Origin of the sequence: Caballeronia sp. AZ10_KS36, assembly GCF_023631105.1 — a bacterium.
In the GTDB taxonomy this organism is placed as follows: domain Bacteria; phylum Pseudomonadota; class Gammaproteobacteria; order Burkholderiales; family Burkholderiaceae; genus Caballeronia.
This window is the reverse complement of record NZ_JALQDQ010000016.1, coordinates 126221-143709: the sequence shown is the minus strand read 5'-3', so window position 1 is coordinate 143709 and position 17489 is coordinate 126221. Positions and strand designations below refer to the sequence as shown.

Here is a 17489-nt window from a genome sequence, read left to right as displayed (position 1 = left end):
CGTCGTCTCTTCGTTGCCGCGTGCGCTTCGCTGTCGGCGAAGGCGTGCGCGGCGGATCGTGCTTGTCTGAGTACTCGCGTCGCAAACGGTGCGCCCGGCGCGGGCTTCGGATGATCAGGGCGCGGCCGTGCCGATGAGGTCGATGAGCACGGACTTGTCGAAACGCCACGGGATCGGCGCTTCGGCGACCGCGCGGCGCAGATGCGCGACGAACGCGCGGCGAGGAATCTCGCGGCCGCCCAGCGACGCCAGATGCGACGTGTTCTGCTGGCAGTCTATCATCTCTATTTTGTGGCGGCGCAAGTGTCCGACAAGTGCCGCGAGCGCGATTTTCGAGGCATCCGTTTCGTGCGCGAACATGGATTCGCCGAAGAACATGCGCCCGAACGACACGCCGTACAGCCCGCCCACGCGCACGCCGTCGCGCCAGGTCTCGATGCTGTGCGCCTCGCCCGCGCGATGCAGCGACGTATAAGCCTCCACGATATCCGCCGTGATCCACGTGCCGCGCTGGCCTTCGCGCGGGGTGTCGGCGCAGGCGCGCATCACGGCGGGAAAGTCGTGGTCGACGCGCACTTCCCACGTATCGTCGCGAAGAACGCGTTTCAACGTCTTGCGCAGCGAATGCGACACCTTGAACTCGCCGGGCACGAGCACCATGCGCGGATCGGGACTCCACCACAGCACGGGCTGTCCGTCCGAATACCACGGGAAGATGCCGCGCCGGTAGGCGTCGACGAGCCGCGAGGGCAGCAGATCGGCGCTCGCGGCGAGCAGGCCCGGCGCGCCGCTCGATGCGCCGAGCGCGCGCTCGACCGGCGGAAACGGATCGTCGTGAGCGAGCCAGGGAACCATGATCGTCCGGCGCCGTTCAACCTTCGCGCAGCGTGCGGAAAATGTCGCCGGTATGCAGCGTGAAGTTGCCGGCGGCGCGGTCGGCGAAGAAAAAGCGCAGCGTCTGGCCGACGGTCGGGAACGCGATTTCGTCCCATGGAATTTCGCTCTCCTCAAAGAGCCGCACTTCCAGACTTTCCTCGCCGGGGTCCAGTTCGATATCGAGCAGCCGCGCGAGATAGAACAGATGCACCTGATGCACGTGCGGCACGTTCAAGAGCGTGAAGAGGCTCTGGATTTCGACGCGCGCGCCGGCTTCTTCCAGCGTTTCGCGGGCGGCGCCTTCGCTCGTCGTCTCTTCCATTTCCATGAAGCCGGCGGGCAGCGTCCAGTAGCCGTAGCGCGGCTCGATCGCGCGGCGGCACAGAAGCACCTTGTCGTCCCATACGGGCACGGTGCCCACGACGTTGCGCGGGTTCTGATAGTGCACGGTGCCGCAGTTGTTGCAGACGAATCGCTCGCGGTTGTCGCCGGGCGGAATGCTCAGGCCGACCTCGTGGCCGCAGACGGAACAGAATTTCATGGAAATGGACGCTGGAAGTGTGCTGCGAGTGTATCACTGGGGCGGGGCAGCTTTCGCGCGCGGCGGCGGGTGTCGGGTGCCGTGCGATGAGTCGCTACAATAGTTGCCGACCGCCTCACTTTTCCATTCCTTCAGCGCGCCGCGCTCCCAGCGAAGCCATGTCCTCTCCGTCAGCCGGTTCATCTCGTCCTCCGATGCTCGCCACAGCCGATGCCCTCGGTCGTCTGCTCGACGCCGCGCGTCCGGTTGCGGACACCGAGCGTATCGACACGCTCGACGCGCTCGGTCGCGTGCTCTCCGCCGACGTGGTTTCGCCGCTCGACGTCCCGCCGATGCACACCAGCGCGATGGACGGCTACGCGGTCCGCGCCGCCAATCTGGCCGCCGCCAGCGACGCCGCGCCGCTCAAGCTGCGCGTGTCGCAGCGCATCCCGGCCGGGCACACGGCCGAGCCGCTCGCGGCAGGCACGGCGGCGCGCATCTTCACGGGCGCGACGGTGCCGCCCGGCGCGGATGCCGTCGTGATGCAGGAAATGGCGCAGGCGTCCGACGATGGCACGGTTGCCTTCACGCAGCCGCCCGCTGCAGGCGAATGGATCACGCGGCAGGGCGCGGACATCGAGCGCGGCTCGGTCATTCTGCGCGCGGGCACGCGGCTCACGCCGCAGGCGCTCGGTCTCGCGGCGTCGGTCGGCTGCGCGGCGCTCGATGTGACGCGGCGCGTGCGCGTCGCGATTTTCTTCACCGGCGACGAACTGCGCATGCCCGGCGAGGCGCTCGCGCCCGGCGCCATCTACAACTCGAACCGCTTCACGCTGCGCGCGCTGCTCGCGAAGCTCGGCTGCGACGTGACGGACTTCGGCATCGTGGCCGATTCGCTCGACGCCACGCGCGACACCCTGCGCCGCGCCGCGCTCGACCACAATCTGATTCTGACGTGCGGCGGCGTTTCCGTCGGCGAGGAAGATCACGTGAAGCCGGCGGTCGAAGCAGAAGGGCGCATCGCGATGTGGCAGATCGCCATGAAGCCGGGCAAGCCGCTTGCGTTTGGCGCGGTCCGGCGCGGCGAAGGCGGGCAGGAGGCTTTTTTCATCGGCTTGCCGGGCAATCCCGTTTCGAGCTTCTGCACGTTCCTGCTGTTCGTGCGGCCGTTCGTGCTGCGCCTCGCGGGCGTCGAGGATGTCGCGCCGCGCGTCTACTCCATGCGCGCCGACTTCACGCAAAAGAAGGGCGATCGCCGCAACGAATTCCTGCGCGCGCGCGTGAACGACGGCGGCGGCCTCGATCTCTTCCCGAACCAGAGTTCGGCGGTGCTGACGTCCACCGTCTGGGGCGACGGCCTCATTGACAATCCGCCGAATCACGCGATCACCGCGGGCGAGACGGTGCGGTTCATTCCCTTTTCAGAGTTGATGCGGTAAGGAACGAAGTTTCATGAAAGTCGAACTGAGATTTTTTGCGAGCGTGCGCGAGGCACTGGGCGTCGCGAACGAGACGGTGAGCGTGCCGGATACGGTCGTCAATGTCGGCGACGTGCGCGCGTGGCTGCGCATGCGCGGCGGCGTGTGGGCCGAGACGCTCGCGGAAGGCCGCGCGCTGCGCATGGCCTGCAATCACGTGATGACGAACGCATCGCAGCGCATCACCGATGGCTGCGAAGTCGCGTTCTTCCCGCCGGTCACGGGTGGCTGACATGGGAACGCATGCGAAAGTCCGCGTGCAGGAAGCCGATTTCGACATCAGCGCCGAAGTGGCCGCGCTGCGCGCCGACAATCCGAAGGTCGGCGCGGTCGCGTGCTTCGTCGGCACGGTGCGGGATCTGAACGAAGGCAGCGCCGTCGAGACAATGGAACTGGAGCACTATCCCGGCATGACCGAGAAGTCGCTCGAAGCGATTGCCGATCAGGCGCGCGAACGGTGGCGCGGCTCGGACGTGCTCATCGTGCATCGCGTGGGCAAGCTCAAGCCGCTCGATCAGATCGTGCTCGTCGCGACGACGGCGATGCATCGCGCGGAAGCGTTCGAAACGTGCGCGTTCGTGATGGATTATCTGAAGACGCAGGCGCCGTTCTGGAAGAAGGAAAAGACGGAGCAGGGCGAACGTTGGGTGGACGCCCGCGAATCCGACGACGCGGCCCTCGCGCGCTGGACGCCGCCGCAAGGCTGACCAGCGGCAGTGGTTCTAGTCGTCGTCGCGCTTGTTCACGGCGCTGCTTTGGCAGCCGGACGCCGCCGCGCCGCTTATACGCGCGTCAGTCTTCGTCGGCGGGCTTGCCGACGAACTTTGCCGGAAACGGGTCGCCCGCCGGGCGCTCGGGGAAACGCGGCTCATCGCGGCCGCCGGTGCGCTGGCGCTTGAGCGCCGCGAGCAGGGCTTCCTGCTCCTCGGGAATCCGGTAGTCCCAGCCGAACTTGCTCAGTTGCAAACTTTGCGCGATGCGCAGCGCCGGCTCCATGAACTGGACCGCCGCGGCGGGCTCGTAGCGCGCTTCGACGGTGTTCAGAAACAGCGACAGCCAGCGCGCGAAGTGCTGCGGCTCGATGCCCGCGAGCGGCCGATGCGCCTCCTGCACGTTCCCCCGATACTGCTTCGAGCCGAGCACGAGGCTCGACCAGAACGTCGTCATCTTCGCGAGATGCTCGTCCCAACGGCCCTCGAGTTGCCGCGCGAAGATCGGGCCGAGCAGCGGATCGTCGTCCACGCGGCGATAGAACGCCTCGACGAGCGCGCGGATGTTCGTTTCCGTGGGCTCGCGCTCGCGGGTGATGGCGTGGCTCGTTTCGTCTCGGTTCATGGCTGAAGACTTCATGGCTGCAAACAGTAAGGCTGGCGTCGGAGGCCGAATCATCGTTAATCTGGCTGACGCAGGCACCCAAGTGGCGCAGAATGTGAACAGTGCTCTGGCGCGTGACGGATCTGTCGCGGCTGCCGCGAGCGGATATTAGACCCTGTGACGCTCGCGCGGGCGATGGCCCCGGCCGCCGCGCGGATTTGTCCCGGCCTCGTTCGCCCGTCAGTCGATTCACGCAACCTCGGCTTTTTTCCACCCGCCGTCCGACGCGCCAAAGCCATGCAACTGACCGACTACACCGATTATGCGCTGCGTGTGCTGCTGTATCTGTCCGTGCGGCCCGCGCGCCTCTCGACGATTCGGGAGATCTCCGACGCCTACGGCATCTCCAAGAATCACCTGATGAAGATCGTCCAGCAACTCGGCAATCTCGGCTGGGTGGAAACCGTGCGCGGACGTCACGGCGGCCTGCGGCTCGCGGCGCGCTCGCGCGGGCTGACCATCGGCGATATCGTCCGGAAAACCGAGGGCGACTTCGCGATCGTCGGCTGCTTCGGCGAGCGAACGGACGGCCGCTATTGCGCGATCCAGCCCGCTTGCCGCCTGCGCGGCGTGCTCGCGGCGGCGCGCGATGCCTTCCTCGCCGAACTCGACAAGCACACGGTCGGCGAACTGTCCGAGCCGGCGAGCGATCTCGCGCGGCTGCTGGGCATCGCGCCCGTCGATGCTGTGTATTCGGCTGCGCTCGTTCCGGGCGCACCGTCCTGACCGACGCTTCGGCGCGATCGCGGCACTGAACGAAACCTGCACAGCGCGGTCTTTCGAAAGCGCCGCCGCGCTGACGGACGCGGTCAAACTCGCAAAAAACCCCCGGAATGAGCGGTTTGCGCGCTTGAAACCGCCCGAAAGCGCCTCATTTTGGTCGTATTCGAATTGGAGCTCACCAAAAATGAGAATCGACAAACTCACTACCAAATTCCAGGAAGCACTCTCGGACGCGCAAAGCCTGGCTGTCGGCAACGACAATCAGTACATCGAGCCCGTGCATCTGCTTTCCGCGTTGATCGCGCAACGCGACGGCTCCGCGCGCTCGCTGCTTTCGCATGCCGGCGTGCAGGTTCAGGCGCTGCAGGCCGCGCTCAACGAGGCGATCAGCCGCCTGCCGCAAGTTCAGGGCACGGACGGAAACGTTCAAGTGAGCCGCGACCTCGCGGGTCTATTGAACAACGCCGACAAGGAAGCGCAGAAGCTCAACGACACCTACATTGCGAGCGAGATGTTCCTGCTCGCCGTGGCGGACGACAAGGGCGAAGCCGGGCGCATCGCGAAGCAGCACGGGCTCACGCGGCGCGCGTTGGAGGCGGCCATCAACGCCGTGCGCGGCGGCGCGCAGGTGAACAGCCAGGACGCCGAGAGCCAGCGCGAGGCGCTGAAGAAATACACCGTCGATCTGACCGAGCGCGCCCGCGCCGGCAAGCTCGACCCGGTGATCGGCCGCGACGACGAAATCCGCCGCTCGATTCAGATCCTCCAGCGCCGCACGAAGAACAATCCGGTGCTGATCGGCGAGCCGGGCGTGGGCAAGACGGCCATCGTCGAGGGCCTCGCGCAGCGCATCGTCAACGGCGAAGTGCCGGAAACGCTCAAGGGCAAGCGCGTGCTGTCGCTCGACATGGCGGCGCTGCTCGCGGGCGCGAAGTATCGCGGCGAGTTCGAGGAGCGGCTCAAGGCCGTGCTGAACGACATCGCGAAGGACGAAGGGCAGACCATCGTCTTCATCGACGAGATTCACACGATGGTCGGCGCAGGCAAGGCCGAAGGCGCGATGGACGCGGGCAACATGCTGAAGCCGGCGCTCTCGCGCGGCGAGTTGCACTGCATAGGCGCGACCACGCTGGATGAATACCGCAAGTACATCGAGAAGGACGCGGCGCTGGAGCGGCGCTTCCAGAAAGTGCTGGTCGATGAACCGTCGGTGGAAGCGACCATCGCGATCCTGCGCGGCTTGCAGGAGAAGTACGAGCTGCACCACGGCGTCGAGATCACGGACCCGGCTATCGTCGCGGCGGCGGAACTGTCGCATCGCTATATCACGGACCGCTTCTTGCCGGACAAGGCCATTGACCTGATCGACGAAGCCGCGTCGCGCATCAAGATGGAAATCGATTCGAAGCCCGAAGAGATGGACAAGCTCGACCGTCGTCTGATCCAGCTGAAGATCGAGCGCGAGGCCGTGAAGAAGGAGAAGGACGAAGCATCGCAGAAGCGCCTGCAACTGATCGAAGAGGAAATCGACCGGCTGAATCGCGAATATTCGGACCTCGAAGAAATCTGGACCGCTGAAAAGGCGGCGGTGCAGGGCAGCGCGCAACTGAAGGAAGAGATCGAGAAGGTGCGAGCCGACATCGCGCGTTTGCAGCGCGAGGGCAAGCTCGAAAAGGTTGCCGAGTTGCAGTACGGCAAGCTGCCCGAACTGGAAGCGCGCCTCAAGCAGGTCACGCAGGCGGAATCGGAGGAGCAGAACAATCCGACGCGTCCGCGTCTTCTGCGCACGCAGGTCGGCGCGGAGGAAATCGCGGAAGTGGTGTCGCGTTCCACCGGCATTCCCGTGTCGCGCATGATGCAGGGCGAGCGCGAGAAGCTCTTGCAGATCGAAAGCAAGCTGCACGAGCGCGTCGTCGGCCAGGACGAGGCGATCGGTGCGGTCGCGGATGCGATTCGCCGTTCGCGCGCCGGTTTGTCGGACCCGAACCGTCCGTATGGATCGTTCCTGTTCCTCGGGCCGACGGGCGTCGGCAAGACCGAGCTGTGCAAGGCGCTGGCGGCGTTCCTGTTCGACTCGGAGGATCATTTGATCCGCATCGACATGAGCGAGTTCATGGAGAAGCACAGCGTCGCGCGGCTGATCGGCGCGCCGCCGGGCTACGTCGGCTACGAGGAAGGCGGTTATCTGACCGAAGCCGTGCGCCGCAAGCCGTACAGCGTCATTCTGCTCGATGAGATCGAGAAGGCGCATCCGGACGTGTTCAACGTGCTGCTGCAAGTGCTCGACGACGGCCGCATGACGGATGGCCAGGGTCGCACCGTGGACTTCAAGAACACCGTGATCGTGATGACCTCGAATCTCGGTTCGCAGGTGATTCAGGGCATGGTCGGCGAGCCGCAGGAAGCCGTGAAGGACGCGGTCTGGGAAGAAGTGAAGCTGCATTTCCGGCCCGAGTTCCTGAACCGTATCGACGATGTCGTCGTGTTCCACTCGCTGGATCGCGCGAATATCGAGTCGATCGCGAAGATTCAGTTGCAGCGTCTGCACGACCGGCTGGCGAAGCTCGACATGCAGCTGGACGTCTCCGATGCCGCTCTCGAGCAGGTGGGCAAGGTGGGCTACGACCCGGTGTTCGGCGCGCGGCCGTTGAAGCGCGCGATTCAGCAGGAGATCGAGAACCCGGTCGCCAAGCTGATTCTCGCCGGGCGCTTCGGACCGAAGGACGTCATTCCGGTCGATGTCCGGGACGGCGAGTTCGTGTTCGATCGCGTGGTGCACTAAGGTCCAGTAAGGCGCACTTCTTTCCAAGGCAACGAAGCGATTCGTTGCCTTTTTTATTGCCCGCGATCTTTGAACGGTAGCCCTTGTAAAGCAAAAGCCCCGCGCCGGCGTAAGCCGGGCGCGGGGCCTAAAGCGACACGAAAAACGCGCTTATCCTTGCTTCGGCTCCTCGCTCTTGCCAAAGAGGCCCGCGAGACCGCCGAGCGAGCCGAGCACGCCCGTCAGGTCGAGCTTGCCTTCGGGCGGGACTTCGCCGTTGGGCGTCGCGCGATCGACGATATGCGGCAGCACCGCCGCAAGCATGCCGGAGAGCTGATCGCCCGACACGCCCGCCTTCTGCGCGAGCGCGCCGACGTTGTCCGCGCCGAGCACGTTGGTCAGGAGGCCCGGGCTGATCGGCTTGTTTTCGCCATTGCCGATCCACGACGAGACGATATCGCCCGCGCCGTTCTGATGGAAACGCTGAATCAGCCCCATGATGCCGCCGGGCTGGCTGTTCACGAATTCGAGCGCCGCCGCGATCAGCGCGGCCTGGCCGGATTGGCCGGCTTGACCGGATTGGCCGCCTTGTTGCGACGAATTGCCGAGGGAGGAGGCGAGGATATCGAGTAGGCTCATGGCAGTCTCAGTACTAAAGGTTGCAGATGGATTACAGGCTGGCAGCCGACGCGCTCGCCGCCTTGTCTTTCTTGCGCTTCGATTTCGAGGGCTTCGCGTCGCTCGTTGCCGCCGCAGCCGTGGCGCTCGACTTCTTGGCCGAAGCAGTGGTGGAAGCTGAAGCACCCGCCGGGCCCGATGCCGGGGCGACGGCCGGCGTCTGCGCGGCCGTGGCTGCGGGCGATGTTGCAGCGGTCGCCGCCGCCGATGACTTGATGGTCGAGTTCGGCGCGGCCGCGCCGTGAGAAGCCGTGGCGGCGGGCTTCGATGTTTTGCCGGTCGGCGGCAGCGAAGACCCGCCGATGGTCAGGCCGTTTTCTTCCAGCTTGGCGACCGACTTGGCGCCGAGTCCCTTCACGCGATTCGCAAGATCGTCGGCGTCCTTGAACGGGCCGTTCTTCGTGCGTTCGTCGACGATCGCCTTCGATTTGACGGGCCCGAGGCCCTTGACCGAATCGAGCGCGGCCTGATCGGCGGTATTGACATCGACGGCGGCGAACGCCGCGCCGATGGACAGCATGAACGCGAGGCACAGCATCAACAGCTTTCTCAGCATGACGACACTCCAGGCAGATTAACGGAACGAAAGGTACGAAGGCCGCACGGTCCGCCAAACGGACGATGCCGTTAAGGATAGGACAAATCCGTCTTTCGAACGCGGGCTGTCTGCATTGTGCATGAGGCCGGGGAATGCGCTCCGTCGGCGCACAATCTTTAACGTTGCAGGGCGTGCGACGAACGGCCGGATTGTGTCCGCGAGCAAATGAGTCGTTGAAACGCTTCGTCGTGCCAACGGTATGCCAGCGCCGGCAGCTATTTCACGGCAGGCGTGGCAGTTTTCGCGAAGGCGCCGCGCACTTCGAAGCCGACCGAATCGATCACCTCGCCGCGCGCATCGACGAGTTCCAGCCGATGACGGCCCGGCCACGGCAGCCATGCGGCGCGGGCGTCGCGGCTGAACGGCTTGCCGTCGAGCCGCCAGCCGAGCTGGCCGCTGCCGCCCGAGCGTTCGAACCACACGCGCTGGCGCGCGGGCGGAATGTCGGGATCGAGTGCGAAGATCGTGCCGTCGGTCGGCGCGCCGATCCTGGCCGGGCTCGCGGCGGGGCTTGCCGCGCTCGGCAAGCGTTCGCGGCGGCGAGCGTGCGCATCATCGGCTTCCGTTCCTGCCGCTGCATTCGCCGTGAGACCGATCTTGTTCATCTCGGTGCCGCGCAGAAACCATTCGTCGCGCGCCGGCTCGACGTCGTTCTGATACGCGACGCGCACCTTCACGACGCCCGGCGGCGCATCCGGCGCGCGGCTGTCCGCGTGGCTCATCGCGCGGCGGTGCAGATAATTGACGATCGCATTCCACGCCGGGGCCGCGCCGGTGACGCCGGAGACGTCCCACATCGGCGCGCCGTCCGCATTGCCGACCCACACGCCCACCGTATAGCGCGACGTGAAGCCCACCGCCCAGTTGTCGCGCATGTCCTTGCTCGTGCCGGTCTTTACCGCGCTGAACGTGCGCGTCGCGAGCAAGCTGTCGAAGCCGAACGTGCGCGTGCGGGCGTTGTTGTCCGAGAGGATGTCGGTGACGATGAAGCTCGCCTGCGGACTGAACACGCGCTGGCCCGCAGGCGCAGAAGCGTGGCCCGCGAGATCGAAAAACGGCCGCGCGATGCCGCCGTTTGCGAGCGCCCGATACGCGTTGGTCAGCGAAGCCAATGTCACGTCGGCGCTGCCGAGCGCGAGGCTAAAGCCGTAGTAGTCGCCGGTGCGCGTGAGCGGCAGGCCGAGCGCGACGAGCGTGCGCGCGAACCGATGCGGCGTGACGAGCACGAGCGCGCGCACGGCCGGCACGTTCAGCGACGAGCCGAGCGCCGTTCTCACGCTGACCCAGCCTTTGAAGTCGTGATCGTAGTTCTGCGGGATATAGAGGCCGCCGCCCGTGGCGAGATCGAGCGGCGCATCATCGAGCAAGGTCGCGGCGGTCAGCCGCTTTTCGTCGATGGCTTGCGCATAGAGAAAAGGCTTGAGCGTCGAGCCGGCCTGACGCGCGGCGAGCACGGCATCGACTTCCGGCGCATTCGACAAACCGCCCGCCGATCCGACCCACGCCAGCACGTCGCCCGATGCGTTGTCGATGACGATCGCCGCCGCGTCGTGCACGTTGCGCGGATGCGCGCGCGCGTTGAGCTCGGCGAGCGTGCGCGAGAGCGTATCGCGCGTGAAGCGTTGCAGGCGCGCGTCGAGCGTCGAGCGCACGCGCTCGCCCGCCGCCGGATGCGCTTCGCCGGCGATGCGCCGTGCGAGGTGCGGGGCGAGCGCCTCGTCGCCGGAAGCGAGCGCCGGCGCGGCGGCGCTGCGCGTAAGCGTCAGTTGCGCGTAGCTGTCGAGATTGGCGCACGGGTCGGGGTCGTTCATGTCGCGCAGAATCACGCACGCGCGCGCGGCGACCTTCCCGTACGACGCGTTCGGCGCACGCACGAGCGCGGCGGCCAGCGCGGCTTCGCGCTCGTCGAGGCCGGAGGGCGCCTTGCCGAAAAGCGTCTGCGAGAGCGCCGAGAGCCCGACGATCTCGCCCCGGAACGGCACGAGGTTCAGATACGCCTCGAGAATCTGATCCTTGCGCCACGTGCGTTCGAGCCATAGCGCGCCGACTGTCTGCTGCGCCTTCTCGCCGATACTGCGCCGTCCGGCGGGCTTGCGGCCTTCATCGCCGATCAGCCCGGTCAACTGCATGGTGACGGTCGATGCGCCGCGCGTGCGCGTATTCCACAGATTCGCCCAGGCGGCGGCGGCCGCGCCGCGCCAGTCGACGCCCGCGTGCTCGTAGAATCGTTTGTCCTCCGAAACGACGATGGCTTCGCGCAATGCCGGCGATACGTCTGCCAGCGCGATCCAGTCGCCGCGCCGCGCGCTTGCGTCGATGCGCGTGCGTTGCAGCGTTTCGCCGTTGCGGTCGAGCAGCAGCCAGTCGGAACTGCGCCAGTTCGCGCGCACGTCGTCGAAGCTGGGTGCGGCGTGCGCCGCCGCGCTCACGAGGCATGAGCTCACGAGGCATGCGATGACGAAACAGGCGGCGCGTGTCATTGCGTCATCTCGCGGCGAGCGGCTTCACGACCATCCGCGCATTGGGCAGCGCGCCGAAGGTCGACGGCGCATAGAGCGCCTCCACGCGCGTCGGCGGCAGGCCGAAGCTGCCGGCGTTGTTCAGTCGCATCGTGTATTCGACATGAAGCTTGCCCTTCGGCAGATAGTCGTAATACGCGCGATAACCGTCGAACGCGCGCTCCACGTACACCGGCCATTGCTCGCTGCTTCGCTCGCCTTGCGTGGCGGACTCCGAATCGCGGCCGAGCCCGGAACCGAGAATGGTCGCGCCGGCCGGAATCGGATCGTTGACGACGACCCATGTCATGTCGCTTTGCGCGTCGATGTCGAGGCTCACGCGCACGACATCCCCACGCGAGAACACGCCTTTCACGGCCGGTTCGACCGGCGTGATGACCTTCGCGATGCGATAGCCGGCCGCAAACGGTGCTTTCAGCGCGACGGCGGCGAGGCTTTCGATCGTCGCCCACGGCTTGCCGGTGCCTTGCTGCGTGAGCGCGAGCGAGCCGGTCGACCATGGCAGCAGGGCGCTGCGCGTGTTTGCGGTGCGCGTGATCGGCGTGGCGGACGCCATCGCGACGGGCGCGGCGGCGGCCCAGTTCACCGTTTGCGACGACGCGCCGAGGCGGATGTCCGTGCTGCCCGTGACCGGCGTGCTTTCGAACACGCGTGAGAACCGCGCGACCGCGAGCGAGCCCCACAGGTTGGCCGTCGTGGTGGACCATGCGCCGTTCGTCTGCAACGCGAGCAGGCCCGCGACGAGGCGCGGCATCTCGTCCTTCCAGCCGGGTGCGTCGGCGAACAAGAGCGCGGTGCGCGCGGCGTTGGTCTCGACGCCGGTCATGAGCCACCAGAGATCGTCGTCCGGCGCGGTCGAGAACGTCAGACGCGTGCCTTGATACGTGAGCCGCGCCCGGATGATCTGCTCGGCCTGCGCGCGCTTCGCTTCGCGGTCCGCAATGCCATCGACGCGCGAGAGGATCGCGTAGTAATCGAGCACGGCGGAAGTCGGCCACTGGTTCGGCGCGATCGTGATCGAATCCAGCATGCGCGGCTGCGCGAGGCCATAGCGCGACAGGGCTTCGATGGCCGCGAGCTTCTCGAAGTCGAAACCGTTGCGCGGCGCCCAGACATTGCGTTGAATCTTGCCGTCGACGAAGTTCGTTAGCCCCGCTGTTAGGCGCTCGCGCAGATCGGCGGGCAGGGCGAAGCGGCGGTCTGCCTTGGCCGCTTCGTCGGTCACCGCGAGCAAGTAGGCCGTGAGCGTCGGACTGCCGGTCGGACGCGAGTCGTCGTACGGCGGGAAGTAGTTCGCGAGGCCATCGGCATCCAGATAGGTCGCCATATGCGCGAGCACCGCTTGCCATTGCGCCGCGTCCATCAGCCCGAGCGCGCGCGAAGTCTGCTGCTCCAGACAACCGTACGGATAATCGAGGAACCAGCGGCGCACGCCCGGCAAGCCGTCCGCGAGCTTCGGCTGCAACGACACCGCGATGCCGCCGCGCACCGCGCCGGCAGCCGTCTTCGTGGCGTCGGCGGGCGGCGCGACCGGCACGCTCAGCGTGCCGTCGACTTGCGCGATGGTCGCCTGCTGCACCGTGACGGGAATCGCCGCGACGATGCGCTGCGTGAGCTTCAGCGCATCGCTGGCCTTGCCGGTGCCTTGTTCGACGGCGCTCACGTTCCACGCGAGGCTTGCCGACGATTCGCCGCTCGGCATATCCGGCGGCGTCACATCCCATGCGACTTCCTGCGACGACTCCGCCGCGAGGGAAACTGTGCGCGCATCGAGCGCGAGCGATCCGGCGCGCGGCGTCACGAGCACGCGCATCGCGCGGGGCGTGGTATTGCGCAGCGTGAACTGAGCGCGGAACGTATCGCCGACGCGCACGAGCGGCGGCAAGCCCGAGACCAGTTGCAGGTCCTGACTGGTCTGGATGGTTGCGCTGCCCGTGCCGAAGCGGCCCGCGCCGACCGCCGCGATCGCGACGATCCGAAAGCGCGTGAGGGAATCGTTGAGCGGCACGTCGAGCGTTGCCTCGCCGTTCGCATCGAGCGTCACGCGCGGATTCCAGAGCAGCAGCGTGTCGAAAAGCTCGCGCGTCGGGCTATGGCCGCCGCCGCCGCCCGCGGGCACCGCCTTGCGCCCGAAGTGCCGCCGCCCGATGATCTCCATCTGCGCCGTCGATGTCTCGACGCCATACGCGCGCTGCTGCAGCATCGCATCGAGCACGTCCCAGCTTTGATTGGGCATGAGTTCGAGCAACGCTTCGTCGACCGCCGCGACGGCGATCTGCGTGCCGGCGGGCGCGGCCTTGCCGTCGGGCAGGGCGACTCTCACCTTCACGCGCGCCTTGCCGCGCACCGCATACGACTTCGCGTCCGGGCTCACGCTGACCGCGAGCCTGTGCGACGCGATGCCGACCTTGATCGACGCCAGTCCATAGCGGAACGCGGGCTTCGACAGATCGACGAGCGGAGTCGGCGCCTGATACTGACGGCCTTCGTACCAGAACGCGCGCGCCCATTCGACCGGCGCCTTCCAGCCCCACGTGAAGAACGAGTACCACGGCACCTCGCGCAAGCGGCCGCGCAGCGCGAGCACCGACACGTACACGTTCGGCCCCCATGCATCCTGCACCTTCAGGTCGATGGTCGGGTCCTTGCCGTTCAGCTCGACCACATGCGTTTCCACGATGCCTTCGCGTTCGACTGCGACGAGCGCCGTCGCCGAGCGGAACGGCATGCGCACCTGGAACCGCGCGGTCTCGCCCGGCTCGTAGCTGGTCTTCTCCGGCAACACGTCGATGCGGTCGGTGTTCTCGCCGCCGAACCACAGTTCGTCTTCGCGCGTGACCCACACGGACGTCGTCGCGTTGGCTTCGCGGCCGTCGCCGTCTTTCGCGACCGCGATCAGATCGATATTGCCCGGCTGCTTGAGCTTCGCTTCGCACGACAGCAGGCCGTGGTCGTCGCTCTTGCCGCTGCACAGCGTGCCGAGATCGTTGGTCTCGGTGTGGTTGTCGTAGGCGTAGAAGCCGCCGACCATGCGCTTGCGCGAGCTCGTCATCGCGTGGACGACGCCCTTGATCTGCATCGGCACGCCGGCGCGCGGCTTGCCTTGCAGATCGAGCGCGATGGCCTGCACCGGCACCGTGCTGCCGACCGACACCCACGAGCCCGACTTCACGCCGACCGCCACGGCGGCGGGCCAGAGCATCGTGTTGCCGCTGATGGTCTGCACTTCGCCGTTCGGATCGGCGAAGGTGGCTTCGAGCGCAAGGCGCTTCGGCGCATCGACGGCGGGCAGCGGGGAGACCGTCAGCTTGCCGACGCCGTCACGGTCGAGCGTGATGCGCTCCTTGTCGGCGACGAGCTTCGTCGAGGCGTCGCTTTGTTGCTGCTGCGCTTCGTCGTCGTCGTTCTGGTCCTCGGCGGGCGCGCTCGCGCCGTCGTTAGCCGGCTTGCGATACGGCGCGAAGCTGAAGGCGTCGTATTGCGAAGCGAAGGGCGGCGCGATGTCCTTGACGAGCGCCGACACCGCGACCGGCACCTTCGACGCCGCGCCGCCCTGCACGTATTCGAGCCGCACGGAGACGGGCGCCTCGCGCGCCGCGATCAGTCCGGCCGACTTGCTGTCGCCGGCAGAAATCGAGCCTTTGAACACCGGCAGCCGGAACTCCTCGACGCGAAAGCTCCCGGTTTCATACGACTCCGTGACGCAGGCGTCGTCGTCATCGCTCGCGCCTTGGGCGGCGCCGTCGTCGAGCGAGACGCTGTACTCGCCGAGCTTCGCCGCCGTCGGCACGGTAAAGCTCGAGTCGGCGCTGTGATCGGCGGCCCACGTCAGCGGCAGATGCCACGTCTGCCCGCTGCCGACATGGCGGATGGTCACGCGCGTCGGATAACGCTTCGGAAAAGCGAGGCCGCCGAGCGTCTCGACGCGCATCAGATGCTTCATCGACACGGTTTCGCCTGCGCGCAGCAGCGTGCGGTCGAACACCGTGTGCGCGCGGGTGGTGCGCGTGCTGCTCATGTCGGTCGGAACGTTGAAGCGCCACGATTCGATGCCGCGATTCCAGTCCGACATCACGAAAGCCATGTCCGGACCGGTCGCGGGATCGCTGACGCGCGCCGACACGAAAAAGCCGCCGTAGGCGAGACTGTTTTCGTTGCACTCGTGCAGCGGCGCGAGCGGCTTGCCGATTCTCGCGATGCCTTCTGCGTCGGTGATGCCGGTGGCCACCTGTTCGCCGTTGCAGTCGGTCACGCGCACTTGCGCGTTGGGCACGGGCTTGCCCTTGTCGAGCGTCGTGACCCACACGAGGCTGTTCTCGCGTCCCTGCTTCAGATGCACGCCGAGGTTCGTGACGAGCACGGAGGTGCGCACATACATCGCCTGATGCTTCGCCATCAGCGACGCGCCGAGCGCGGGCGACGCCAGTTCGACGACATAGAAGCCGGGTTTGCCAAGCGGAATGCCGACGACTTCGAACGGCCGCAGCGCCTTCGGATCGGCCGCCGGCAGCGTCAGCGTCTCGACGCCCGCGTGCTTGCTCAGAAGCGAGAGCGAGCGCGCGTCGAAGTACACACCGTTCGTCGTGTTCGTGACGATCGGCGCGATGCCGTTGCTCAACGCATGCGGCGCGCGCGATTCCACGGTTCTTTGATCGATCGACATGCCGCTGAATGCGTCGACGGTCTTCATCCATTGGCGGATGTCCGTGTCCGCATCGACCCTGAGGCTCGTGACTTTCGACGTGCCGGAATTGAGCCCTTGCACATGCAGATCCGCTTCGACATGACGCAGCGTGACGGGCAGCATCGCGGGCATGTTCGGTTCCGCGAAGCGTTCGATGATGCCGAAGTCGCCCGACGAGAACTTCGCAAGCGGCGGCATCGGCGCGGTCTGCGTTCTGAGCGGGAAGAAGTCGGCGTTGGCAAGCTTGCGGCCGCTCACGTCTTTCAGATCGGCGGGCGCTTCGATCGTGAGGCTCGCGCGCTCGGGCAGCGGCGCGCTAAATTCGACGCCGCTCACCTCGTCGTCCTTGTTGCCGGGATCGAAGTGCGGAGCGGCGGTGCCTTTCGGTCCGCGCAGGACGAACTTCTGCGCGTCGGCGCGGCTGATCGGCGCGGTGAAGGTGACGCGCAGCGGCCGCAGCGGCGTGCACGGCGCCTGCGCGTTCTCGCGCTCGCACGTGAAGCCTGCCTTGAACGGCTCGCGCACCTTGAAATCGAAGCGCCGCTCGACATCGTTCGGAATGCCGCTCGGTCCCGTCACACCGACGCCGTAGACGAGCTGCATCTTGGTCGCGGAGGGCAGCGTCTGCTGGCACGCCAGCGTCAGTACGCGGTCGCTTTCTTTCTCGTAGTGGAATTGCTTGAGGATCGCGCCGCGCGTGGCGGAGTCGAGCATGCGCACCGGGATGCGATTGCCGATCGCGTTCGATTCGCACCACACATGATCGAGCACGGAAGCCTGCGTCGCCGGCCCGTTCAGGCGCAACACGAACGCCTGGTCTTCCTCGATGTCGCCGTAGTCCGGTTGAATGGCCGTCACGAACGGCCCGCCGGTCTCGAACGTGAAGTGGCTCGGGCCCGCGAGCGCATTGCCTGCGGTGGACTTGAGGCCGGCGTCGAGGTCGAGCGCGCAGCGCACGCCGGGCGGCAGATCGGCGGCGAAGTCGAAGGCCCACGTTTTCTGGTCGATCCAGCGGGCGCTGCCAGCGGTGGCCGCTGCCGGCGCGCCGCTACACGCGATCTTGCCGGGCGCGGCCGCGGCGGGATTGCCGAACGCGGTCATCGGCTCGTCGAACTTGACGACGACTTGTCTTGCCTGCGTGACCTTGCCTTGCGGCGAGACGCTGGCGGCGCGCGCGGCATCGGCACGATGCACGGCGGCGCTCAGGCCAAGCGCTGCCAGCACGGTGGTTGCGGCCAGGATCCATTTTTGTGTGTTCGTAACGCGGCTCATCCA

12 protein-coding genes are annotated in these 17489 nt (G+C 66.8%); 5 read left to right on the top strand and 7 right to left on the bottom strand.

The genetic code is table 11. The features are described 5' to 3' along the window. Positions 1-114: 114 nt before the first annotated feature. Complete coding sequence (aat, locus tag NCR35_RS09410; RefSeq protein WP_250534162.1) at positions 115-855, bottom strand: leucyl/phenylalanyl-tRNA--protein transferase; 741 nt, start codon at positions 853-855, stop codon at positions 115-117. Between the two features lie 16 nt (positions 856-871). After that, positions 872-1417: an NUDIX hydrolase gene (locus tag NCR35_RS09405; protein WP_175940470.1), complete on the bottom strand. Its 546-nt coding sequence runs from the start codon at positions 1415-1417 to the stop codon at positions 872-874. Between the two features lie 194 nt (positions 1418-1611). On the opposite strand from NCR35_RS09405, the gene NCR35_RS09400 reads away from it, so the two are divergent. The 3 genes from NCR35_RS09400 to moaE are packed head-to-tail and all read left to right on the top strand — an operon-like array spanning position 1612 to position 3584. Next, positions 1612-2838 (top strand): molybdopterin molybdotransferase MoeA, encoded by a 1227-nt coding sequence (locus NCR35_RS09400; RefSeq protein WP_350029194.1) that lies wholly within the window; start codon positions 1612-1614, stop codon positions 2836-2838. Positions 2839-2851: 13 nt separating this feature from the next. Continuing rightward, positions 2852-3109: a molybdopterin converting factor subunit 1 gene (gene moaD, locus NCR35_RS09395; RefSeq protein ID WP_035970519.1), complete on the top strand. Its 258-nt coding sequence runs from the start codon at positions 2852-2854 to the stop codon at positions 3107-3109. A 1-nt stretch (position 3110) separates the two neighbouring features. Continuing rightward, on the top strand, positions 3111-3584 hold the full coding sequence (moaE, locus tag NCR35_RS09390) for a molybdopterin synthase catalytic subunit MoaE (RefSeq protein ID WP_250534160.1): 474 nt from the start codon (positions 3111-3113) through the stop codon (positions 3582-3584). An 85-nt stretch (positions 3585-3669) separates the two neighbouring features. Here the strand turns inward: moaE and NCR35_RS09385 are convergent, their stop codons facing one another. Beyond that, positions 3670-4212 (bottom strand): group III truncated hemoglobin, encoded by a 543-nt coding sequence (locus tag NCR35_RS09385; protein WP_250534159.1) that lies wholly within the window; start codon positions 4210-4212, stop codon positions 3670-3672. Between the two features lie 276 nt (positions 4213-4488). Between NCR35_RS09385 and NCR35_RS09380 the strand changes: the two genes are divergently transcribed. Both NCR35_RS09380 and clpB read left to right on the top strand, forming a co-directional pair. Further along, complete coding sequence (locus tag NCR35_RS09380; protein WP_250534158.1) at positions 4489-4977, top strand: Rrf2 family transcriptional regulator; 489 nt, start codon at positions 4489-4491, stop codon at positions 4975-4977. 181 nt (positions 4978-5158) lie between these two features. After that, positions 5159-7756, top strand: a complete 2598-nt coding sequence (gene clpB / locus NCR35_RS09375) for an ATP-dependent chaperone ClpB (RefSeq protein WP_248319962.1) — start codon at positions 5159-5161, stop codon at positions 7754-7756. 150 nt (positions 7757-7906) lie between these two features. Here the strand turns inward: clpB and NCR35_RS09370 are convergent, their stop codons facing one another. From NCR35_RS09370 to NCR35_RS09355, 4 genes are all read right to left on the bottom strand, one after another. Next, positions 7907-8374, bottom strand: coding sequence for a YidB family protein (locus NCR35_RS09370; RefSeq protein ID WP_250534157.1), 468 nt, complete (start codon positions 8372-8374; stop codon positions 7907-7909). A gap of 31 nt (positions 8375-8405) precedes the next feature. Next, positions 8406-8969: a ComEA family DNA-binding protein gene (locus NCR35_RS09365; RefSeq protein ID WP_250534156.1), complete on the bottom strand. Its 564-nt coding sequence runs from the start codon at positions 8967-8969 to the stop codon at positions 8406-8408. A gap of 257 nt (positions 8970-9226) precedes the next feature. Further along, positions 9227-11491 carry a penicillin-binding protein 1C gene (pbpC, locus tag NCR35_RS09360; protein ID WP_250534155.1) on the bottom strand — a complete coding sequence of 755 codons (2265 nt, stop codon included), beginning with the start codon at positions 11489-11491 and terminating at the stop codon, positions 9227-9229. A gap of 4 nt (positions 11492-11495) precedes the next feature. Then, complete coding sequence (locus tag NCR35_RS09355; protein WP_250534154.1) at positions 11496-17486, bottom strand: Ig-like domain-containing alpha-2-macroglobulin family protein; 5991 nt, start codon at positions 17484-17486, stop codon at positions 11496-11498. Between the last annotated feature and the right edge of the window lie 3 nt (positions 17487-17489).